This is a genomic window from Evansella sp. AB-P1 (assembly GCF_029688925.1).
Taxonomy (GTDB): domain Bacteria; phylum Bacillota; class Bacilli; order Bacillales; family Salisediminibacteriaceae; genus Evansella.
This window is the reverse complement of the sequence record NZ_JARUKY010000017.1, coordinates 40,272-61,498: the sequence shown is the minus strand read 5'-3', so window position 1 is coordinate 61,498 and position 21,227 is coordinate 40,272. Positions and strand designations below refer to the sequence as shown.

Below are 21,227 nucleotides of genomic sequence, written 5' to 3'. Positions count from 1 at the left end.
ACTTTGAGGGGGAAAAACATGGCACGAATAACGAAGTGGAATCCAGAGGACGAACAATTTTGGGAATTGGAAGGAAAAAATCATGCGAGACGAAATTTATGGATCTCCATTCCTGCACTATTTTTAGCCTTTGCAGTATGGCAAATTTGGTCAGTAGTAGCGGTAAACCTGAATGATGTTGGTTTTACATTTACTGATCGTGAGCTCTTCTTACTTGCTGCTTTGCCAGGTTTAACTGGAGCAACACTAAGAATTATATATACATTTTTAGTTCCGATCTTTGGAGGGAGAAATTGGACTGTAGTAAGTACAGCTTCCTTGCTAATTCCATCAATTGGAATAGGTTTTGCGGTGCAAAATCCAGATACACCATTTATTACAATGGCAATTCTAGCAGCACTTTGTGGTTTTGGAGGAGGTAACTTCTCATCGAGTATGTCTAACATTAGCTTCTTTTATCCCAAAAAAGCAAAGGGTACAGCGCTAGGTTTAAATGCTGGAATAGGTAATTTAGGGGTAAGTGCTGTTCAATTATTAGCACCAATCGTAGTCACATTTGCTTTATTTGGAGCATTCGCCGGGGCTCCACAATATTTAGGTGATGGAACAGAGGTTTATTTACAAAATGCTGCATTCATTTGGGTAATTCCAATTATTTTAACAGTGATAGCTGCAATGTTCGGTATGGATAATCTTCCTGGGACGAAGGCTTCAATAAAAGAACAAGCAGTCATTTTTAAGAACAAGCATACGTGGATAATGACATGGCTATATACAATGTGTTTCGGATCATTTATTGGATATGCAGCAGCTTTTCCATTATTAATTCGTACAGAGTTTCCAGAAGTAAACGCTATGGCCTTTGCTTTTATTGGACCGTTAATTGGGGCATTAATACGACCGTTAGGGGGCTGGTTATCTGATAAATTAGGCGGAGCATTTGTAACATTCTGGGATATCATTTTAATGATTGTTGCTACTTTAGGGGTTATTTTCTTCTATAATGCAGGTAATTTTACTGGTTTCCTTATTATGTTTATCATACTATTCTTTGCTACAGGAATAGCTAACGGTTCAACCTTTAGAATGATTCCGTTTATTTTTAACCAAAAAGAAGCAGCAGCGGTACTTGGATTTACAGCAGCTATTGCAGCCTACGGGGCATTTATCATTCCAAGTATTTTTGGGTGGTCTATTGATACAACAGGTACTGCAAACTTAGCATTATATATTTTCATTGCTTACTATGTAATTAGCCTAGTAATGAACTGGTATTACTATTCAAGAAAAAATGCAGAAGTAAAGTGCTAAATTTAATGAAGAAGAGCTATTGTATTGATTATTACAGTAGCTTTTCTTTATATAAATAGAGGGTGAATAAGTAGGGAGAGTAATTAATCTTTCGTAAGAAAGGAGTTATAATATGAGTGTAAAAGAATTATTTCAATTCAAAAACCAAAGAACAAAGACATTACACTTAACATGGGCGGCATTTTTTGTTTCATTTTTTGCTTGGTTTAATATGGCTCCATTGGCTGGATCGATGGTAGAATCCGTTGGTTGGTTAACAAATGACCATATTGCAGCATTAGCCATTTTAAACGTGGCATTAACAATTCCTGCAAGAATTATTATTGGTATGGTACTAGATAAATATGGACCTAGACGAGTGTTTTCTATTCTATTAGTAGTAATGGCTATACCTACTTTTATGTTTGCATTTGGGAATACGTGGATGCAATTGTTTATTTCCCGCTTACTATTGAGCTCAATCGGAGCTAGTTTTGTTGTAGGTATTCGAATGGTTTCTGAATGGTTTCCACCTAAAAACGTAGGCTTTGCAGAAGGTTTTTATGCCGGCTGGGGGAACTTTGGTTCTGCTGTTGCTGCAATCGTTTTACCATGGATGGCAATTACACTTTTTGGTGGAGACGATGGTTGGCGCTATGCTATAGCATTTAGTGGTGTGGCTTGTGTTATATACGGGGTTATTTATTGGTTTTCCGTATCTGATACTCCTGAAGGTAAAACGTATACAAAACCAAGAAAGATTGCTGCTATGGAGGTTAGTTCTTACAAGGATATGATACAGTTAATCCTCTGGACAATACCATTAGTTGGAGCTTTAGGATTACTATCGTGGCGATTGCAGAATCTAAACTTTCTATCAATAAATGCAATGTATAGCATTTTTATCATATTATTTATTACTCTTATTTATCAGATTATTCAAATTTTAAGAGTGAATATGCCAATATTACGTAAAGGTGTTCCAGAAGATGATAAGTATAAATTTAAAAATGTAGCTGCCTTAAACACAACGTATTTTGCGAATTTCGGTGCTGAATTAGCCATCGTTTCAATGCTTCCATTGTTCTTTTTAACAACCTTTGATTTGTCTGTAACTGCTGCAGGACTTATAGCTTCATCCTTTGCATTTGTTAATTTATTTGCTAGGCCACTTGGTGGCTGGTTTTCAGATAGAATGAAAAATAGAAAAAAGGTAATGCTGATTTATATGTTTGGGATTGGTATTGGGTTAATTGGCATGGGCATGATTGATTCAGGTTGGCCTGTTGCTTTAGCGATAGCTATTACAGTACTAACTTCTATATTCATTCAAGGAGCTGAAGGAGCAACTTTCGCAGTAATACCATTAATTAAAAAACGAATTACTGGTCAAATTTCAGGGATGGCAGGTGCTTACGGAAATGTAGGTGCGGTTGTTTATTTAACCATATTTACTCTTGTAACACCGCAAACATTTTTCTTTATATTAGCAGCAGGAGCACTGGGAAGTTTCTTATTTTGTTGGATATTTATGGATGAACCTAGAGGGGCACATAGCGAGGAGTATGAACTATCTTCGGTTGATATAGAGCAACAAAAGAAAGAACAAACACTTGCAAACAGTTCAAATTCTAAATCAAAATCAGCATAAATAGTTAAATGTAACAACATATATTTAGTCGAATTTAACCCACTTTCACAAATTAGTCAATAATTATACAAATTTCCATGCATTATTATAGTAAAAACAGTGTTAACATAAAGGTAGAAAATTGTCCGCTTTTCTAAACGATATACTAGAAGGTAGGTTTTCTCCATGGAAAAGAAACAATTACAAATGAAAAGGTTTTTTAATGAGTTGTCAGAGGAAAACCAGAAATTATTATTGACATATGGATTGGAAATTAAAGTGAAAAGTGGGGCGTTCCTATTTTATGAAGGAGACTTTCCAGAGCATGTATACCTTGTTCGTACAGGGAGAGTTCGTTTAAGTAAAATGACTGCTGAAGGAAAAGAGTTCTCCGTTCATTTAAAGCAAAAGGATGAGTTAGTAGGGGAAGTAGGCTTATTTAATGAAATGTCTATTAGTGTAACTGCTGAAGTGATTGAGGAGGCTACTCTCGTCCGCTTTGATCGCCATACATTAGAAGCTTTATTCCGTGAACACGGTGAAATAGCCGTTGCATTTATGAAATGGTTTGCACGTCATACACAATCCACACAGGCTAAGTTTCGCGACCTAATACTTTGTGGGAAAACTGGTGCTTTTTATTCAACTCTTATTCGCTTTAGTAACTCCTACGGTGTGGAACAAAATGGTTCCATTTTAATAAATGTACAGCTTACGAATCAAGATATTGCTAACTATATAGGAACCTCAAGAGAAAGCATAAACCGTATGTTAAATGAATTAAAAAAATCAAAGGTTTTAACAATGAAGGACGGATATATCGTCATTCACAATATACAGTTTTTAAAAGACTATTTACATTGTGGAGATTGTCCAGTAGAGATTTGTACTATTTAATTTATTCATTAATCGAACAAGGAAAACCTTGTTCGATTTTTTTCTGCCTGTTTTTGTTGAAAATAGCTACATAACACCTATTATTTTAAGGTTATCTCCTACAAAATATTGCTCACCTGTTGTTGTTAATAGGGTACAGGTAGTTGTTTGTTTATGGGTTCTTTCTTGGTTGTATGTTAGTAAAATTCCACGTCCTAACAATTCATCTCCGTGAAAAACATTCACATGCTGCCCCTCAAGTGAATGATGCTTCGCATTTTCAATGTAATCCTTCCACTGATCAAAACCGTGGTATATAAATACTTTATCTCCATTTTCATCATAGCCTAGTTGCCCTTTACTATCATCAATATCTCCATCAAGATATTTTGACAAATTTTGTATGACTTTATTTACAGCTTCACAGTCATCCATGGTCACGTTATCAGGAAATAATAATTGGAGGTATTGCTCCGTTGCATGATGTTCTACTTTTAACTGTATCTTAGGATGAGAAGGTAAAGGTAATAAAAAATAATTGTCCTTCCTTATAAAGCCTTCCTCCAATAATAAGTCATTTATTTCTTTATAATCTTTATACGTTATCTTCGTTTGTAGCATTATTTACAACCTCCTATCCTCTTCCTAGTTCATAGTATCAAACAATCAAATGTTTAGCTGTGTAAAAGGTCACAATAGGATAAAATTGTATGAAAGTGTGATTACAATCACATTATTAAATGATCACATTCTGTAAAATAAAGTAGAAGAAATGTTTAGGTGGTGACTTATATGAAATGGTATATACCAAGAGAGCATGGGGCATGGGCAATGCTTATTATTCCATATTGGATTGGTGCTGCTATTAGTGGTATAGAAATTGTTCATGTTATTTTCTTCATTGGACTATTTTCAATTTACTTTGCACAAGCACCTCTACTGACATATATTAGAAATTCGAAAAAAACAGATGTTTGGCCTTCTTTTTTTACTTATGTAGCAATAGGAGCATTATTTACCATTCCTATAATGATAGTAAAACCAGTAATTTTTTTCATTTGTATTGCTATTTTTCCATTATTTATGATTAATTTAATTTTTGCCAAATTAAAAAAAGAAAGATGGTTTATAAATGATGTAGTAGCTATATTGGCATTATCAAGTTTATTGATAATTTCTTATCGTTTAACAGAACAAGCAATAGAATGGGAAGCATATTTATATTTAGTTATTAATGCTGTCTTTTTTATTGGTAGTGTTTTTCATGTTAAGTCTTTAATTAGGGAAAAAAATAATAAACCATTCCGATTTACCTCAATTTTATATCATTTTATTACTGTCGTTTTAGCGTTCACCTTCAACTTTATCGGTGTGGCAATTGCATATTTCACTAGCCTTTTAAAAACGTTATTTGTACCAAAAAAATACTTGGAAAAACCAGTACAAATAGGGGTTGTTGAGATTATCAACAGTGCAATATTTTTTATTTTTGTTGTAATTGGCTATTTTTTTTGGTAACAATCGTTCGTCACATATTTTCTTTCACTGTTGGGAAGTATGATAAGGAAGAATCTAATAGAGGTGATGGATATGCCACAAAAAAGACAGTTTAAACCAGGGGATAAGGCTCCTAATAATGGAATGTATGTAGAAATTGGGGAATCAGAAAGCATGGTAAATAAACCAAAACAAGTTCATTTAGAGGCTGGCCAAACATTTCCTGAAACGACTAACGATGATAGAATCTGGACGTACAAACGAAAACCGTAGAAAGCTATAGAGGTTGACTCTTAAAGGATTAACTTTTCTTTTAAGAGGCAATCTCTTTTATTTTGGACTGTAGTTATGATATGGGTGAAATTAGGAATAGCTATTTTCAGGGTAGACCTCACATGCAAGTGGAGATTTGCACCATGGGGGATGAAAATATTCATCTAGAAGTTCATCCGTTCTATGCGGAAGCTTTCCGCGGGCAATGCCTCAGCCTCCACACTTCGCACTAACGTGCCGAATTGTCGGGTCTTCACCTATTGCTTTTCCGCTGGAGTCACCGCATTCACTCCTGAACCATTCTTATTTTCAGGGTAGACCGCCCATGCAAGTTTATATTTGCATTGAGGTATGAATATATTCTTCAAGGGTGTTAATCCGTTACATGTGGACTTTTCACCTTACTTTTTTTAAGAAAAACAGAGTAAACAAAAAAATGAACGACTTCTATTAAGATGAATATCATAATATGTAATGAGAAGAAATGAACGAAGGCATCATTTAGGATTAATTCCTATTTACCTTCGTATGAAATATAATGGAGAGGGATGATCATGTCAATAAGTATAAGATCAACGACAATCGATAACAAAGAGTGCCTCATCCATCTTCCTAGAAAGCCGAATGGATATTCAGTTTTAATTTTAGGAGATCGAAATCATTTCGTAAAAGAAGGAAATAGTTTATGGAAGCAGCATACGGTTCGAAGTTCAGTATTAAGCAAACTCTTAAATGATGGATACACTGTTTTTTATTTCGACCAAGGTGAGGCACATTGGGGAAGCAATCAAAGTGTTGAATTAAGTAAGAGATTAGTTAACTATGTATTAAAAACAGAAATTATAAACGAAAACATTCATATTTTTGCAGAAGGAATGGGTTCATTACTAGCTTTTCCTTTGTTAAATGATTTAAATATTAATGTACGATCTACTATTCTATTTAATCCTTGTATCTACTTAACTAAACAATATGAAATGGAAAAAAGCAATCGTTTCTTCTTAAAAAGATTTATTCAAGAAATGAAAGAGGCGTATGATATTGATGAAAGTGAAGTAGATGTTATTTGTAAAAATCAAACGAACGACATTCATTGTATTCCGTACGATATTCCTATTCGAATTTTTCAAGCTGTATATCAAGGAGCATATTCTCCAGATTACCATGTATATCCTTTCTTAGAAGAAAGACAAAAAAAACAAGTAGATTTGTCTACAACGTTTTTTATGCCGGAAAAATTAATGAATCAATTTTCAAAGGATATAATAAAATTTTATAAAAAGAATGAACGAAAGAGTAATATTTAGAGTTAAATAGTAGAATTTATTAAATATGTATTACAATTTATATATTACCATTAAATTATAACAAAAATGGAAATGATTCACTTGTCAATTCCGTATACTTTTGTCATGATATGTTTAAAAAGAAGATGGAGAAAGGGGTGACAATATGAGAGCTGTTACTGGATTGATCCTGTTTGCAATTGTCACTCTTATTTTTTATGTTATTTTAAATCAGTTTACTAATTTACATAACAGTATGAATGCTATATTGGCAATTGTTGCAGGTCTAATCTCAGAAATAGTTTATTATAAAGCTAAAAATAAGATTATATAAAAGGATTTTTAATAAATTGCTATCTTACTTTAGGGATTCATAACAAGGGAGAGTGTCAAAAAAAGATGGATTATTTCCTTAAAATAGGTCTCATTCTCGTTTTTTTATTGTCAGGTTGTGTACAAGCAGAAGAAAACCAACTTGAAAAAGTGGGACTATTATTATCAAATCCTATTGATGATAACAGTTGGAATAGTAAAGCCTATCAAGGTATATTAAATATACAATCAAAGTTAGACGTACAAGTATTCGTTAAAGAGGATGTAAATTCAAGAGATCAGATATTTGATGCTATTGAAAGCTTTAGTAATGAAGGAATTAATCTAGTTTTTGGTCATGGGCATTCATTTGGTGAACCATTTATGGAACTTAATGATAAACACCCTCAAATCCACTTTGTTGTTTTTAATACGGAAGTGGAAGGTGATAATATAACTAGCCTTCATTTTGAAGGGTATGCAATGGGGTATTTTGCGGGACTCTTAGCAAGTGAGATGACAGTTACAGATCGTTTAGGTGTTATTGCTGCTTTTCCTTTTCAGCCAGAAGTAGAAGGCTTTGTAGAAGGAGCAACCTTAAATAACCCTGAAGTAGATGTGCAAGTTGACTATGTTTACAGCTGGGAAAACGTTCAAAAAGCTATTGATTTTTTTCATGAGATGAATAAAAGTGGTGTAGATATATATTATCCAGCTGGAGATGGATATCATATTGCCATCATTGAAAAAATAAAAGAGTCAGAAAACTATGCTATTGGATATGTTGGAGATCATATTGATTTAGGGGAATCTACCGTTTTGACAAGTACTGTGCAACATGTAGAAAAGCTTTATGAATACGTGGCAAATTCCTATGTGAATAATACTTTAGATAAAGGGAATTTGTATTTTGATTTTGCTGAAGAAGTTATATCATTAGGGGAATTTAGTAATGAAGTTCCTGATGCTATTCGACAACAAATAGAAGGTGCTATTGAAGTCTACATAGATTCAGGTTTACTACCACATGAAAAAAGTGGAAAGTGAACAGGGAATGTAATGCAAATGATAATGATATCATTTGCATTTTTTCTTTTAAAAGTTCATCATCGAAGTACAAAGTAAAATTCGAAAGTGGGTTATTTCTATGAAGGAAGAAAATAAAGCAATTGAAAAAATGGCAAAACGAGTTCTTGATGGATATGAGGCTATTCACAATAAGGATTTTCAGAAAGGTAAACAATTATTAGAACCATTACGTTCTTTATTACATCAGGACGATCGTCCAAATGTTACATTTTTAGCTTATTTAGCAATCAGTCAAATTGGTTCGAAGGATGTAGATAACTTTTTGAATACGTATGAAGAGTTAAAGAGAAACAAGCCAAAAAATGATAAAGAAAAAGCACTACAAACTAGAGTGGATGAGATGTTTCATGAATTAATGGAAGCGTTGAAAGACCAAGATATAGGCAAATAACTTTTTTTTCATAATGGTGTACTAAAGGAAGTACGACAGAGTATGGACAGGAACACAGAGATGAATGTCCTCATATGATAACTACTGAAGACCTTGTCAGTTTTCAAGGAAAAAGGAGGTAGTTTATCGTGCACTCGCCGATGTTGTACCAGCACGGATTTTATAGAAATCATCCTACTCCAGGAACTCACCATCATGGAGGGCAATCAGGGAGATTTGGACCAGTGTTGCCTTTTGTAGCTGGGTTAGCAGGCGGAGGATTACTAGCAACAGTATTCTCTGGTCATAATAATCCACCACCTCCACATGCAGCATATCCACCTCAAGGACCTTATCCACCCCCTCATAGTCCAGGCTATGGCCCAAGTTATGGTCCAAATTACGGTCCTGGTTATGGCCCGAACTATGGCCCTCATTATGGTCCTGATTATGGCCCGAACTACGGTCCAAATTATGGTCCGAATTATGGTCCTGATTATGCACCAAATTTTGGCCCTCACTATGGTCCGAGATAGAAAATGTTGTTCAAAACAAAAACTCCGTATAAATACGGAGTTTTTGTTTACTTATTTGGAAATTGCTCAGGTTTAGAGTGTTAGTAAGTAACGATTGCATTTTTTTTAGTACTAGGTCATAATAATAAGTATAATCACCATAAAGTAGAAATAAGTTAACATATTTAAGGAGGAACCATTTATGAACGCTGGAATTATCGGCATTGGAAAATATGTACCTGAAACAATTGTAACAAACGCCGATTTAGAAAAAAAACTTGATACAAATGATGAGTGGATTCGAACTAGGACAGGAATAAAAGAACGACGTATTGCGTCTGATGATATAGATACTTCTCATATGTCATATTATGCTGCAGTTAATGCTATAGAAAACGCAGGAATTTCCCCTGAAGAGATTGATATGATCCTTGTTGCAACAGTAACTCCAGATCAAGCTTTTCCATCTATATCTTCTATGCTACAGCATCAATTAGGGTGTAAAAAAGCAGCTGCAATGGATATAAGTGCAGCATGTGCTGGGTTTATTTATGGAATAGTTACAGCAAAGCAATTTATTGAAACAGGGTCTTATAAAAATATATTAGTTATTGGAGCAGAAAAACTTTCAAAATTAGTGGATTGGAAAGATCGAAATACTGCTGTTCTTTTTGGAGATGGTGCAGGTGCCGTTGTTATGGGAGAAGTGGCTAAAGATCGCGGAATTTTATCTTTTGAATTAGGTTCAGATGGAAGTGGCGGCGAACATATTAAACAAAAAGAGTTCCTTCATATGAATGGACGAGAGGTCTTTAAATTTGCAGTGCGACAAATGGGTGAATCATCCATGAATGTAGTGAACAAGGCAGGACTAACGAAGGAAGATGTTGATTTCTTAATTCCACATCAAGCAAATATCCGAATTATGGAGTCAGCTAGACAACGATTAGAACTTCCTGTTGAAAGAATGTCAAGGACCGTTGATTATTACGGAAATACATCATCTGCTTCTATACCATTATCATTAATGTATGAGGTGGAACATGGTAAAATTAATGATGGTGACATACTTGTTCTAGTGGGCTTCGGTGCTGGTCTCGTGTGGGGTTCTGTTGCAATGAAGTGGGGACGATAGAATTTATTTAGCAATAATAAGGAAAAGTGTATATAGGAAGGGAGATAAGTATTATGGATAAAAAACGTGTCGTAGTAACTGGGATAGGAGCAGTCACTCCTCTTGGAAATGATGCAAATACAACATGGGATCGCCTAATTAAAGGTGAATCCGGATTAAATAAATTAACAAAATATGAATCTGCGCAGTTTCCTTCAGAAGTTGTAGCGGAGGCAAAGGATTTTGATCCAAGTGTTTTTATGGATCCGAAAGATGCTAGGAAAATGGACCGTTTCACACAGTTTGCGGTGGCAGCCTCATTAATGGCAGTAAAGGATGCAAAGTTAACAATTGATGATTCTAATTCTCACCGTGTAGGCGTATGGATTGGTTCTGGTATTGGTGGAATGGAAACATATGAAAAGCAATTCAGAATGTATGAAAAAAGAGGTCATCGCAGAGTTAGCCCCTTTTTCGTACCGATGATGATTCCTGATATGGCTTCAGGACAAGTATCCATAACTCTTGGTGCTAGAGGAATTAACTCCTGTACCGTAACAGCCTGTGCTTCTGGAGCAAACTCCATTGGTGATGCCTTTAAGGTAATTCAGCGAGGGGATGCAGATGTCATGATTACAGGTGGTGCGGAGGCACCTATTACAGAAATGGCATTAGCTGGTTTTAGTTCAGCGAAAGCTATGTCAACAAACCCAGATCCTAAAACAGCTAGTCGTCCATTTGATAAAAATCGTGATGGATTTGTCATGGGGGAAGGGTCAGGAATATTAATTCTAGAATCGTTAGACTCAGCACTTGCACGAGGTGCACATATTTATGCCGAAATATGTGGTTATGGTGCAACAGGAGATGCGTACCATGTAACTGCTCCAGCACCAGAAGGAGAAGGGGCAGTTCGGGCTATGAAGCAATCTCTAGAGGATGCAGGGTTAAAGCCTGAAGAAATTACTTATATGAATGCTCATGGGACAAGTACAGAGTATAATGATAAATACGAAACTATTGCAGCAAAAACAGTATTTGGTGATCATGCGTACAAGCTAGCCATTAGTTCTACGAAATCTATGACGGGACATTTATTAGGAGCTGCTGGTGGAATTGAAGCTTTATTCTCTGTAAAAGCTATTCAAGAAAATGTTATTCCTCCAACAATGAACTATGAGACACCTGACCCTGAATGTGATTTAGATTATGTACCTAATGAAGCACGCCATCAGGAAGTAAACGCAGTAATAAGTACCTCCCTTGGATTTGGTGGCCATAACGTTGCGTTAACCTTTAAGAAGTATGAACAATAAGATCAAGTTTAGTGTATTCTATTGATTTTTAAAGTTAAATTATGCCATTACCTTTTAGAATACTTCTAGAGAGGTAATGGCTTTTTGTGCATTTATCATTAGCAGAAGGTGAGGTTTCTCCGCCTCAAGATGTAGATAAGAACGGTCCAAGGCCTGTTTTGGAATGAATTGTTTAAAGGTATGATTATACTATATAAATCGTGAAATTTATAAGTTAGATTAAGTTAAAAGCATTGGCGGGTATGGTTGAAAAGGCTACAATAAAGATAATGGCTTTAGTGACCATAAAGGAGATATAAAATGAAAAAAATAATTGGCTTACTTATATTAACAATTGGAATTATCTTTCTATTATCGAATATGGGCCTTATAGATACTAATGCAGCAAGTTTATTATCTACTTTCTGGCCAATTTTGATCGTCATTATTGGGATGAAAGTGTTTATTGAAGGGGTTGTATTTTTTTTCCATAGTCTACGTAGGAGTAAATTGAACGTAGGAAAACTGATTTGGGGGGCAATTATTCTTGCTGTAGGTATTGTTATTTTAGGGAACAACGCTGGATGGTTTTACTTTCGTTTGTCAGATCTATGGAGCTGGACATGGCCGCTTCTCATTGTATATGTGGGTTTTAAGATAATATTTGATCGTAATAAAGATGTTGTCATTAATTTAGAAACGAAAGATAATGACAATAGAAATAATATGTCTAACCGGAATCAGAATTATATTAAAAAAAAGCATAGGAATCGAGTAAAGTATAATACCTTTATTGGTGAAGTATCATTAGGAAAAAAACCTTTCGAAATAGATGATGCAGACATATCCATGACGATTGGTAGTATTGAAGTGGACTTAACCAGAGCAATCCTTAAAACAGGTGAAAACCATGTAGATATACAAGGGTGGATTGGTGATGTGGAAATCCTAGTGCCTCGTGAAATGGCAATTAAAGCTTTTGTGAATGTACGATTAGGAGACGTTACACTATTTGACGATTCTTATTCAGGTACTGGGAGAAATGCTACATATACCAGTCCAAATTTTCATGAAGCGGAGAAAAAGGTAATCCTTCACGTTAATTTAAATATTGGAGATGTGGAGGTATTAACCGTTGACTAAAAAAGTAATAAGGGAAATCAAAAATCCAATTATTGAACGAGAAAAAGGTTTAAAAGGTATTCTTTGGGATTTACTACGTCTACAATTCAAAATTACAGTAATAGCTTTTGCGTTATCCATTGTCATTATTTTTATTATTTATTCCGTTGCACCTGATTATATTAATCATTTAATTGGAAATGAACCTCAAATGGAATCAACGATTACTTCTTTAGGGTCATATGTTAGTTTATTACTACTTTTTTCTACTGTATATTTAGGTACTGCTTGGTTTTTTACGTATAATTATGCCATCTCTTTAAAGCGAAGTATCACATATATCATCCATCAATTAAAACAATTTCAACGTGGTTCAATGGGGCAAGGAATAAAAGTGGAGAGGGACGATGAAATAAAAAAGCTTGCAGAACAATTTAATGATCTAACAATTGATGTAGAGAAGCAAATCGTTTCTATGAGGCGAATTTTAGATGAAAATGTTCAGCTAATAGCAGAAGCGGAAAAAGCAGCTAGTTTAGAAGAGAGGCGAAAGCTTGCAAGGGATTTACATGATGCCGTTAGTCAAGAGTTATTCGCCGTTTCAATGTCACTGGGTGCTATGCCAAAATTACTAGAACAAAAGCCTGAGAAAGCAAAAGGTGTTTTTCAACAAACGGAGAAAATGGTTCACCATGCTCAGCAGGAATTGCGTGCACTAATTATGCATTTACGTCCAGTTACTTTAGAGGGAAAAGGATTGGAGCAAGCAATTACTATGTTATTTGATGAATTAAAGAGAAAGCATCCTCATTTAGATATTCATTGTAATTTGTCTGAATTACCAGATTTAGCTCCTGGTATGGAAGAACAATTATTTCGAGTAATTCAAGAAGGTATTTCAAATGCCCTTCGACATGGGAATCCGAATAGGCTACAATTTCATTCTCATTTTAATGGGGAAAGAGTGCTACTCATTTTAGAGGATGACGGTACTGGTTTTGATGTGGAAGCAGTATCAAATAAACAAAATGTTAGTTATGGATTAAATTCCATGAAGGAAAGAATGGTCGAGATTGGTGGACATTTTACTGTATTATCATATCCAAATAAAGGTACAAAATTGGAATTTCGTATACCAATTGTTCGTTCAAATCAAAAAGAGGAGATGAACTTTGATGACTGAACCAATTCGATTGTTAATTGTTGACGATCATGACATGGTTAGAATGGGACTCATCACATACTTAAGTATTGAAGATGATATAGAGGTAATAGGTGAAGCGTCTGATGGTCATGAAGCTGTTAGGAAGGCAAGAGAGCTAAAGCCTGATGTTATTTTAATGGATTTATTAATGGATGGAATGAATGGAATTGAAGCAACAAAAGCTTTAGCGAATGAAAATATGAAGATTATTGTTTTAACAAGCTACCTTGATGACGAGATGCTTTTCCCTGTCATGGAGGCTGGTGCTTTTAGTTATTTGTTAAAAACTTCTTCAGCTAATGAAATTGCTGGTGCCATAAGAAATGCCCAAAAAAATCTTCCTACTTTTCAGGGGCAAGTGACACAAAAAATGTTTCGACATATGCATGCTAAACCAAAACATGATGAGCTTACAATGAGAGAAAAGGAAGTGTTAGCTTTAATCGGTCAAGGAAAAACGAATAAAGATATTGCGGAAACACTTCATATTGGTATTAAAACAGTAAAAACGCATGTTAGTCATATACTATCAAAACTTGAAGTGGAGGACAGAACACAGGCAGCAATCTATGCTAATAAGCATCATTTAACAAAAGAATGAGGTTTATTACTTTTAAAGACTAAACAAATCGTAGAAGGAAAGAACCGATCTAAGAAATAGTACATATTTGTAGTGGACATTTGCCACAATGCAAATGTCTTTTTAAGTAATCCATATTTTTTATTACAATATTTCCTTTATATACATCAACAATGCTATCTCGTTTTAAATCACTAAGTAAACGATTAATTGTTTCACGGCTAGTTCCTATATAATGAGCTAATTCTTGATTTGTAAGTTTTATATTAATCAATATACCTTGTTTGTGAGGTATACCATATGTGTTAGCAAAACGAATTAATATAGAATAAAATGCTCCTGTTTTACCGTATAGGAGTAAATCAGAGAATTTTGCCTGCGTTGCTTGTGTATTCTTGGCAAATAACTTTATAAATGCAACTGCAATATCTCCATTTTGTGTAAATAATGCTTCTAAATTTTTACGTTCGAATCTTATTAACTTAGAATCAGTCACTACTTCTGCAGTCATACTTGACTTCATTTCATTAAATAAACTGAATTCTCCAACAATATTATCTTTTTGCTTTAAATGAAGGTAAAATTTTTTATTTTCAATAGTCATCTTACTTAGACGAACTTGACCAGAACGAATAAGATAAATAAAATTCCCTTCTTCCCCCTCATAAAATAATATTTGTCCCTTTCTAGCTTTTATTTCCTTTCCGTGTAGAAATAAAATATTCTTATTTTCATCTGTTAATTGTTGTAAAAAGGTATCATTATTTTTAGAAAATTGATCCATACACATTAACTCCCTTCCAACAATGCTTATTAGTAAGATGATAATTTGAGCATATCATACTAGTCATGGTGAAAGTGTGACAGAAATCACTTGAATGAATAAAAATATAGTAATGAAAATGATTCTGCTAATCTTGTTGTAAATTTATTCTTAGCTATTTTTAGGGTATACCTCCATACAAGTGAAACTTGCACCATGGGGGTTGAAATTATTCTTCCAAGGGAGTTCATTCGTTACAGGTGACAGCTTTCACCACAGGCATAAGTGCGACATCTATTCTGCTTCACTACGTTTGCAATCATAGTGGCTTCTTTACCGCGGGCACGGACTCACTTCCTAAAACTTACACAGTAAGCTTTTAGGGGATTTTCGGATCGTGCTGATCCCACTGGAGTCGCTGCCCTTCACTACTGAACTATTTTTGGTACAATATTATATTTTTCTAATGCTGCACATTCTTATTTTCAGGGTAGTCAAAGACTAGAAAGGGGAAATGTTTTTTGCCATTTATTAATACAAGAGTTTGGTTAAAGCATCTTTTTGATAAAGTGGAAGGGGGGAGACTTATGGATGTTCCTCCTTTTAATAAAATGATGCACCATTTCCCGGAATGGACGGAAGAAGAATGGCTTCATTTTTTGTATAGACAAGGAATGTTGCATGTAAATTTGGAGACAAAGGAGCAATGGATTCGTTGGCAAAAAAAAGGCCAAAGTAAAGGAGTGCAGGAGTATTTTGAGGAACTTCAGTTAGAGTTTAAAGGTCCAGATGTAGATATTTTTTTATTCCCTATTGATTGGAATAATAATTGGCTAATGAAGGGTATGAAAGGAAAGAATGGGATCACATTTCCTGAATTTATCCTTTTATTTATAAAAGATAAATTGCCAATTAAAGAAAAAAAAGCATTGCTCTTGCATGAATATCATCATGCCTGTCGTTTATTCCATCAAGATGTTAATGAAAAGAATGTTACTTTATTAGAATCCATTATTATGGAGGGTTTGGCAGAATGGGAGGTAGAAAAGAGGTTAGGAAATAATTATGTTGCTCCATGGATGACATTATACTCGGAAGAATTATTAATTAATTGGTGGAAAAGAGGGATCGGGGACAGAAAGATGTTACAAGGAAGGAAGAAGCATGTCCCTTATCTTTATGGTGGAACTAATGGCTACCCTAAATGGATTGGCTATAGCATAGGATTTCATATGGTGAAGTCGTATATGGCAAATTATAAAAAAATATCTTCTTTGCAACTATTAAAAACTGAACCAACGGTTATTTTTCAAAACTCTTGTTTTAATATAAATAAGGATGAGAAAAACTAGAACAAATTTATAGATATATGGTCTTTTTTCTCATCTTACTTACATACTATTTAATAGAAGTTATTCTTACTTTATTCAATAGTGGAAATAGTAATAGTAATAGTTGAACCTTAAAAACTGTATAGAAAAGAAAGGAGGGAAGGAGGAGAAATACTTGATTGTAAGGGTTACAATGCTATTCATTGGTTTTGGACTTGCTGTAATAGGTGGAGTAAGTATTGTTGCTTATTTAAACCTATTAACGGTTGGATATACGCTGTTAGATTATTTACAATTTTTAATTGGAAGAATAGAGTTTTATGTTTTTCTCCTAGGATTGTTTATCATTTGGGGAATTATTTATTTCCCATTTCGAAAGAAGTAGAGAAAAAGAATTGATATTTGTGGAATAAACTGGTTTTGTCCTGCCCATACTGTTCTTAAATAGATCAATGTTCAAAAAGAATAAATTTAGTTAGTATTAATTCTGTTTGAACATCCTCTAATAGATTCGTGTAAGGGGGGTAATATCAATGCTCCATATGCGGGATGTATGGGTAAATTGGTTTGAAGGAGAAGAAAACGGATATAATGTTTGTGAATTTTTTGAATGGCGTAAAGAAGATCGAATTGAGCTATTGGATCAAGTAGCAGTAGTAAAAATGTATGAAAATTTGTTTGATTATATTGAAAACTCTTTGCAGGAATTACCTGAAGAGTTATTGGCTGACGTGTATAAGCAAAGCTACGTTCGAAGAAAGAGTCAACGGGAGGAACTTGAATACTGCTTTGTTGCTACAGATGGGAAACGTTCGATAGTTATAGATACAATTGGTTATCACACGCCTGTTAGAAAGAGTAGACTTGTTCCTCGTCAAGAGGAGCAATTACTAAATCTTGTGGAATCAGAGCAGCCAAGAGAATATTACATGGATTATTTGGATTGTGAAAAGGAATACCATATTTTATCTCCAGATCCTAGATTAATGAATGGATTAATTAGGAAGGAACGTCTGCTTAAGCAATTACTTTTCATGGTAATGGATCAACTCTATCATGATGCGGAACTTCCTGAATTACGTTATTGGTATACAGAGTGGTCTCCGGACAAATATTCAGAAATTCAGGCGATGAACTTTGATGAGGTATGGAATAGTTTGTTTGAAGAAATTAAACATGGCTGGTCAAAAAAGCACGAAGATTATTGTTTTACCATGATTAAAGGACAACCATTTTTTGAAAAGTTGTGGGAGTTACATTACGGTGAGGCTGAGAAAAAGAATGTCCGCTAACTAATGTTACATATAGAAAATAACCTATAATCTCAACATGTAGAAGAAAAACATCCCTTTGTTTAAGTAGTTTATACGACATGTACAAGCTACTTAACATAAGGGATGTATTTTTATTATCTATTTCTCCCTATCCCTAAAGCTTTCTCCGCCTTTTTTAACATTTTATAAGCTGATCGGTTTGCCTTCTCAGCACCTAAATCTAAAATGTCATCTAATTCTTTAGAATTAATCAACTCTTCGTATCTTTCTTGAATAGGCTTCAATGTCGTTACTACTGCTTCTGCAACATCTGCTTTAAAGTCACCGTAGCCTTTTCCTGCATATTTTTCAACTAGCTCATCGATAGGAACTCCTGAACAGAGGGAATAAATGGTTAGAAGATTAGATACCCCTGGTTTCCCTTCCTTATCATAACGAACTTCATTTTCAGAGTCCGTTACAGCGCTTTTTATTTTTTTTGTAATTTGTTTTTCCTCATCCAGCATGGATATATAGCTTTTAGGATTTGGGTTGGATTTACTCATTTTCTTTGTTGGTTCTGTTAATGACATGATTCTTGCCCCTACTTTTGGTATTTTTACTTCTGGGATTGTGAAGATGTCATTGTATTTTTTATTAAAACGTTCAGCTAAATCTCTTGTAAGCTCTAGGTGCTGCTTCTGGTCTTCTCCAACAGGTACAATATCTGTTTTGTAAAGAAGAATATCTGCTGCCATTAGTGGAGGATAAGTCAATAAAGCAGAGGACACAGCTTCTTTTCCTTCTGATTTGTCTTTAAATTGGGTCATTCGTTCTAATTCACCAATATAGCTGACGCACTGCATTATCCAACCTAATTGTGCATGAGCAGGTACTTCTGATTGAATAAACAAAGTAGATTTGTTAGGGTCAATCCCTACAGCTAGGTAAAGTGCGGCTAAGTTTCTAATATTCTCTCTTAGCTTTAATTTTTCTTGAGGAACAGTAATGGCATGCTGATCAACGATACAAAAATAACAATGATTCTCTTCTTGCAAATCAACAAAATGCTTCATTGCTCCTAAATAATTTCCTAATGTTAAAGTTCCGCTTGGTTGAATACCTGAAAAAATAGTTTTCATGTTAAGTCCTACCTTTCGTTAAATATATAAAAAAGCCCATTCATCCCTATTAAATAGGGACGAATGGACCGTGTTGCCACCCTGATTATTTCATATGTAATATGAAATCACTTATATCCTTTTATGCTTTATATAAAAGGCTTCAATGTAACGTTTGAATGACGTTCATAACCTACTTAGTTATACCTGTTCAGCTTGAAAGCTCAAAAGTCCATTCCTATTCCTTACATTGTCTGCTCACAGCTACTACAGACTCTCTGGAAATGTAGTTAGAAAAGTACTACTCTTTCTCATTGCTTTCTCTATTATAAAATTTGTATTTATTATACGTCCTTTTTATGTTAAGTGCAAATGTAATCATGACATTAAAATTCAAATCATAGGATAGTGAAAAGGGGGGATGTCCATGTGGAAGCACAGGCTTCAGTGGGGAGTGTTATGTTTAGTACTTTTTATTTCGGGTGCCTTTTATTTACAGTCTGACCATGAATTTGCCTTAACTCAAAGGACAATGTCAGAGGTTTCGGAGGGAATTCAGCAAAATGAAAAGGCTACCCCATTTTCATTAAAAACAATGGACGGGGAAATTATACATTTACAGGATTTTACTGATGAGAAGGTTTTCTTATTTTTTTTCACAACATGGTGCCATATTTGTGCTCAACAGTGGGAGCAGCTAGAAATTGCCCAAAAAGAAGGAATACTAGATGATACGAAAGTCATTGCTATTAATTTAACAAAGGCAGAAAGAAGTAAACGTGATATCTTGTCCTATGCTGAATCTCTTCCAATTTCAGATGATTTAGTAATACTATTAGACAGTGAAGGGGAGGTGCAAGACCTTTACCAGGTCTATGGTATTCCAACCGGTTTATTTATAGATAAAGATGGGGTGATAGATAAAAGGTTTCATGAGTTAGTTACTGTTGAAAAAATGATAGAAGAAGATTTTTTCACTAGATAATGTGGAAGTAGAAGAAACAGAGGGTGCCACTAAGTTCGGAGTACCCTCTGAATGATTTAATAAAAGTAGATTTAACTAAAGGAAAAAATGAGGTAACTTGATACAAAATAAACGACTACTAGTAATAGAGAAGGGATACTGTAAATTCCTTTAGAGTTTGATTTCAATTGCCACATAATAATTCCACCAAGTACAATGATGTTGAGAATTATGACTGCTAGTGCAGTAATGGCAGACACAGGATTTGCTGCTGCAAGGATGCTGCCATCTCGATATAGAATATCTACTAATACTAAAATTAACATGTTAAAGATGTTACTTCCTAGTATATTACCGATAGCCAGGTTGTAATTTAGTAATTGAATAGCAACAATTACTGTTACTAGCTCAGGAAGGGAGGTAGCCCCAGCTATGAGAAAGCTGCCGACAAAACTAGAGCTCATACCACTTGATACAGCAATAGCATCACCTGAAATGGTTAAGAGAGAGCCGGAAATAAAAATGACAAATGCTGCAAGGGCAAAACCAATCTTTGCTCTTTTTAATGATATAGCCCGTGTATGATGTGATTCAGTTAATTCTGTAGCTGCTGTTTCTAACATAGCTTCAGTATTTTCATTCTGTTTAGAAGCTATTAATTTCATTCCTATAAAGTAAAAAATAATGAGTAGATAGCATTCGATTCCAACTCCAAAAATAACAACATTACTAGGATTAATAATAGACATAAATATTAAGGCAGTTAATCCTAGACCGATAAATCCAACACTTAAATGGTCTTTATGAATATGAGTCATCATTTTTCTTCTTCTATAAATAATATCAATTACTGCTAAAATTAATAAATTGAAGAGGTTACTCCCTAGAACATTCCCGATTGCAATATCTGGGTTATTAACAAAAATAGCTGTGGCACTAGTAGTTACTTCAGGCAACGATGTTGCACCTGCAAGTAATAATGTCCCGACTAACATCCCACCAAGTGACGTACGTTCACTTAATACATCGGCATAAGTAGATAGTTTAATTGCGGAAAAAACGGTAATAATTGCTGCAATAAAAAATAATAAGTACATCATAATCTGATTTCCTCCTAATTTACATACAAAAAAAGACCTCTTTATGAAATAGCCTTTACTGAATTGAAGTAAAGGAATATTTCATAAAAAGGTCTTGCGTACTCTGTAAAGAATAAACTTACAAAGCTTAATGAACCGAGCGGAATATACCACTGAAATGACGACTCATTAACCGTTTGGTCGCTACTCCCCTTTTTAAAGAAAGTATCTTTTTGTAGTTGATACTATTAATCTACCACCAA

22 protein-coding genes and 1 other annotated feature are annotated in these 21,227 nt (G+C 34.4%); of the genes, 18 read left to right on the top strand and 4 right to left on the bottom strand.

The window, feature by feature from the left end; genetic code table 11:
* Positions 1–18: 18 nt before the first annotated feature.
* The 3 genes from QA612_RS17020 (at position 19) to QA612_RS17010 (ending at position 3,817) form a co-directional block, all read left to right on the top strand.
* Positions 19–1,311: a NarK family nitrate/nitrite MFS transporter gene (locus QA612_RS17020; RefSeq protein ID WP_278285019.1), complete on the top strand. Its 1,293-nt coding sequence runs from the start codon at positions 19–21 to the stop codon at positions 1,309–1,311.
* 112 nt (positions 1,312–1,423) lie between these two features.
* A complete protein-coding gene (locus QA612_RS17015; protein WP_278285018.1) occupies positions 1,424–2,941 on the top strand; it encodes an MFS transporter in 1,518 nt (505 codons plus the stop codon).
* Between the two features lie 165 nt (positions 2,942–3,106).
* A complete protein-coding gene (locus QA612_RS17010; RefSeq protein WP_278285017.1) occupies positions 3,107–3,817 on the top strand; it encodes a Crp/Fnr family transcriptional regulator in 711 nt (236 codons plus the stop codon).
* A gap of 66 nt (positions 3,818–3,883) precedes the next feature.
* Here QA612_RS17010 and QA612_RS17005 read toward each other — a convergent pair whose 3' ends face one another.
* Positions 3,884–4,417, bottom strand: a complete 534-nt coding sequence (locus QA612_RS17005; RefSeq protein ID WP_278285016.1) for a hypothetical protein — start codon at positions 4,415–4,417, stop codon at positions 3,884–3,886.
* 171 nt (positions 4,418–4,588) lie between these two features.
* Between QA612_RS17005 and QA612_RS17000 the strand changes: the two genes are divergently transcribed.
* The 11 genes from QA612_RS17000 to QA612_RS16950 all read left to right on the top strand — a co-directional run bounded on the left by QA612_RS17000 (position 4,589) and on the right by QA612_RS16950 (position 14,474).
* Complete coding sequence (locus tag QA612_RS17000) at positions 4,589–5,314, top strand: YwiC-like family protein (protein ID WP_278285015.1); 726 nt, start codon at positions 4,589–4,591, stop codon at positions 5,312–5,314.
* A 72-nt stretch (positions 5,315–5,386) separates the two neighbouring features.
* The gene (locus QA612_RS16995) at positions 5,387–5,566 is read left to right on the top strand and encodes a YjzC family protein (RefSeq protein ID WP_278285014.1); all 180 of its coding nucleotides are present in this window, start codon (positions 5,387–5,389) and stop codon (positions 5,564–5,566) included.
* Between the two features lie 554 nt (positions 5,567–6,120).
* Entirely contained in the window at positions 6,121–6,873 is a 753-nt protein-coding gene (locus QA612_RS16990; RefSeq protein WP_278285013.1) for a hypothetical protein, read from the top strand.
* A gap of 378 nt (positions 6,874–7,251) precedes the next feature.
* Positions 7,252–8,211, top strand: coding sequence for a BMP family ABC transporter substrate-binding protein (locus tag QA612_RS16985; RefSeq protein ID WP_278285012.1), 960 nt, complete (start codon positions 7,252–7,254; stop codon positions 8,209–8,211).
* Between the two features lie 100 nt (positions 8,212–8,311).
* The gene (locus tag QA612_RS16980) at positions 8,312–8,644 is read left to right on the top strand and encodes a hypothetical protein (protein WP_278285011.1); all 333 of its coding nucleotides are present in this window, start codon (positions 8,312–8,314) and stop codon (positions 8,642–8,644) included.
* A 128-nt stretch (positions 8,645–8,772) separates the two neighbouring features.
* The gene (locus tag QA612_RS16975) at positions 8,773–9,159 is read left to right on the top strand and encodes a hypothetical protein (RefSeq protein ID WP_278285010.1); all 387 of its coding nucleotides are present in this window, start codon (positions 8,773–8,775) and stop codon (positions 9,157–9,159) included.
* Between the two features lie 181 nt (positions 9,160–9,340).
* Positions 9,341–10,273: a beta-ketoacyl-ACP synthase III gene (locus QA612_RS16970; RefSeq protein ID WP_278285009.1), complete on the top strand. Its 933-nt coding sequence runs from the start codon at positions 9,341–9,343 to the stop codon at positions 10,271–10,273.
* Between the two features lie 53 nt (positions 10,274–10,326).
* Positions 10,327–11,568 (top strand): beta-ketoacyl-ACP synthase II, encoded by a 1,242-nt coding sequence (gene fabF, locus QA612_RS16965; protein ID WP_278285008.1) that lies wholly within the window; start codon positions 10,327–10,329, stop codon positions 11,566–11,568.
* 300 nt (positions 11,569–11,868) lie between these two features.
* Positions 11,869–12,690 carry a cell wall-active antibiotics response protein LiaF gene (gene liaF, locus QA612_RS16960; RefSeq protein WP_278285007.1) on the top strand — a complete coding sequence of 274 codons (822 nt, stop codon included), beginning with the start codon at positions 11,869–11,871 and terminating at the stop codon, positions 12,688–12,690.
* Complete coding sequence (locus QA612_RS16955) at positions 12,683–13,852, top strand: sensor histidine kinase (RefSeq protein ID WP_278285006.1); 1,170 nt, start codon at positions 12,683–12,685, stop codon at positions 13,850–13,852. The genes liaF and QA612_RS16955 overlap by 8 nt, the downstream gene beginning before the upstream one ends.
* A complete protein-coding gene (locus QA612_RS16950) occupies positions 13,845–14,474 on the top strand; it encodes a response regulator transcription factor (protein WP_278285005.1) in 630 nt (209 codons plus the stop codon). The genes QA612_RS16955 and QA612_RS16950 overlap by 8 nt, the downstream gene beginning before the upstream one ends.
* 49 nt (positions 14,475–14,523) lie before the next feature.
* On the opposite strand, the gene QA612_RS16945 is transcribed toward QA612_RS16950, so the two are convergent.
* Positions 14,524–15,237, bottom strand: coding sequence for a Crp/Fnr family transcriptional regulator (locus QA612_RS16945; protein ID WP_278285004.1), 714 nt, complete (start codon positions 15,235–15,237; stop codon positions 14,524–14,526).
* Between the two features lie 500 nt (positions 15,238–15,737).
* On the opposite strand from QA612_RS16945, the gene QA612_RS16940 reads away from it, so the two are divergent.
* The 3 genes from QA612_RS16940 (at position 15,738) to QA612_RS16930 (ending at position 17,839) form a co-directional block, all read left to right on the top strand.
* Positions 15,738–16,568 (top strand): DUF2268 domain-containing putative Zn-dependent protease, encoded by an 831-nt coding sequence (locus tag QA612_RS16940; RefSeq protein ID WP_278285003.1) that lies wholly within the window; start codon positions 15,738–15,740, stop codon positions 16,566–16,568.
* A 154-nt stretch (positions 16,569–16,722) separates the two neighbouring features.
* Positions 16,723–16,932, top strand: coding sequence for a YuzI family membrane protein (locus QA612_RS16935; protein ID WP_278285002.1), 210 nt, complete (start codon positions 16,723–16,725; stop codon positions 16,930–16,932).
* 148 nt (positions 16,933–17,080) lie between these two features.
* The gene (locus QA612_RS16930) at positions 17,081–17,839 is read left to right on the top strand and encodes a YjbA family protein (RefSeq protein ID WP_278285001.1); all 759 of its coding nucleotides are present in this window, start codon (positions 17,081–17,083) and stop codon (positions 17,837–17,839) included.
* A gap of 116 nt (positions 17,840–17,955) precedes the next feature.
* Here QA612_RS16930 and trpS read toward each other — a convergent pair whose 3' ends face one another.
* On the bottom strand, positions 17,956–18,942 hold the full coding sequence (gene trpS, locus QA612_RS16925) for a tryptophan--tRNA ligase (RefSeq protein ID WP_278285000.1): 987 nt from the start codon (positions 18,940–18,942) through the stop codon (positions 17,956–17,958).
* A gap of 52 nt (positions 18,943–18,994) precedes the next feature.
* Positions 18,995–19,245 (bottom strand) — a binding site (T-box leader).
* A gap of 103 nt (positions 19,246–19,348) precedes the next feature.
* On the opposite strand from trpS, the gene QA612_RS16920 reads away from it, so the two are divergent.
* Positions 19,349–19,906: a TlpA disulfide reductase family protein gene (locus QA612_RS16920; RefSeq protein ID WP_278284999.1), complete on the top strand. Its 558-nt coding sequence runs from the start codon at positions 19,349–19,351 to the stop codon at positions 19,904–19,906.
* Positions 19,907–19,977: 71 nt separating this feature from the next.
* Here QA612_RS16920 and QA612_RS16915 read toward each other — a convergent pair whose 3' ends face one another.
* Entirely contained in the window at positions 19,978–20,985 is a 1,008-nt protein-coding gene (locus QA612_RS16915; protein ID WP_278284998.1) for a sodium:calcium antiporter, read from the bottom strand.
* Between the last annotated feature and the right edge of the window lie 242 nt (positions 20,986–21,227).

Excerpts from the sequence above, each read along its gene's own strand:
- liaF (WP_278285007.1), top strand. The coding sequence starts at position 11,869 with ATGAAAAAAATAATTGGCTTACTTATATTAACAATTGGAATTATCTTT.
- QA612_RS17000 (WP_278285015.1), top strand. The coding sequence starts at position 4,589 with ATGAAATGGTATATACCAAGAGAGCATGGGGCATGGGCAATGCTTATT.
- QA612_RS16945 (WP_278285004.1), bottom strand. The coding sequence starts at position 15,237 with ATGGATCAATTTTCTAAAAATAATGATACCTTTTTACAACAATTAACA.
- QA612_RS17005 (WP_278285016.1), bottom strand. The coding sequence starts at position 4,417 with ATGCTACAAACGAAGATAACGTATAAAGATTATAAAGAAATAAATGAC.
- QA612_RS17015 (WP_278285018.1), top strand. The coding sequence starts at position 1,424 with ATGAGTGTAAAAGAATTATTTCAATTCAAAAACCAAAGAACAAAGACA.
- trpS (WP_278285000.1), bottom strand. The coding sequence starts at position 18,942 with ATGAAAACTATTTTTTCAGGTATTCAACCAAGCGGAACTTTAACATTA.
- QA612_RS16980 (WP_278285011.1), top strand. The coding sequence starts at position 8,312 with ATGAAGGAAGAAAATAAAGCAATTGAAAAAATGGCAAAACGAGTTCTT.
- QA612_RS16920 (WP_278284999.1), top strand. The coding sequence starts at position 19,349 with ATGTGGAAGCACAGGCTTCAGTGGGGAGTGTTATGTTTAGTACTTTTT.
- QA612_RS17020 (WP_278285019.1), top strand. The coding sequence starts at position 19 with ATGGCACGAATAACGAAGTGGAATCCAGAGGACGAACAATTTTGGGAA.
- QA612_RS16990 (WP_278285013.1), top strand. The coding sequence starts at position 6,121 with ATGTCAATAAGTATAAGATCAACGACAATCGATAACAAAGAGTGCCTC.
- QA612_RS17010 (WP_278285017.1), top strand. The coding sequence starts at position 3,107 with ATGGAAAAGAAACAATTACAAATGAAAAGGTTTTTTAATGAGTTGTCA.
- QA612_RS16930 (WP_278285001.1), top strand. The coding sequence starts at position 17,081 with ATGCTCCATATGCGGGATGTATGGGTAAATTGGTTTGAAGGAGAAGAA.
- QA612_RS16985 (WP_278285012.1), top strand. The coding sequence starts at position 7,252 with ATGGATTATTTCCTTAAAATAGGTCTCATTCTCGTTTTTTTATTGTCA.
- QA612_RS16915 (WP_278284998.1), bottom strand. The coding sequence starts at position 20,985 with ATGATGTACTTATTATTTTTTATTGCAGCAATTATTACCGTTTTTTCC.
- fabF (WP_278285008.1), top strand. The coding sequence starts at position 10,327 with ATGGATAAAAAACGTGTCGTAGTAACTGGGATAGGAGCAGTCACTCCT.
- QA612_RS16970 (WP_278285009.1), top strand. The coding sequence starts at position 9,341 with ATGAACGCTGGAATTATCGGCATTGGAAAATATGTACCTGAAACAATT.
- QA612_RS16995 (WP_278285014.1), top strand. The coding sequence starts at position 5,387 with ATGCCACAAAAAAGACAGTTTAAACCAGGGGATAAGGCTCCTAATAAT.
- QA612_RS16950 (WP_278285005.1), top strand. The coding sequence starts at position 13,845 with ATGACTGAACCAATTCGATTGTTAATTGTTGACGATCATGACATGGTT.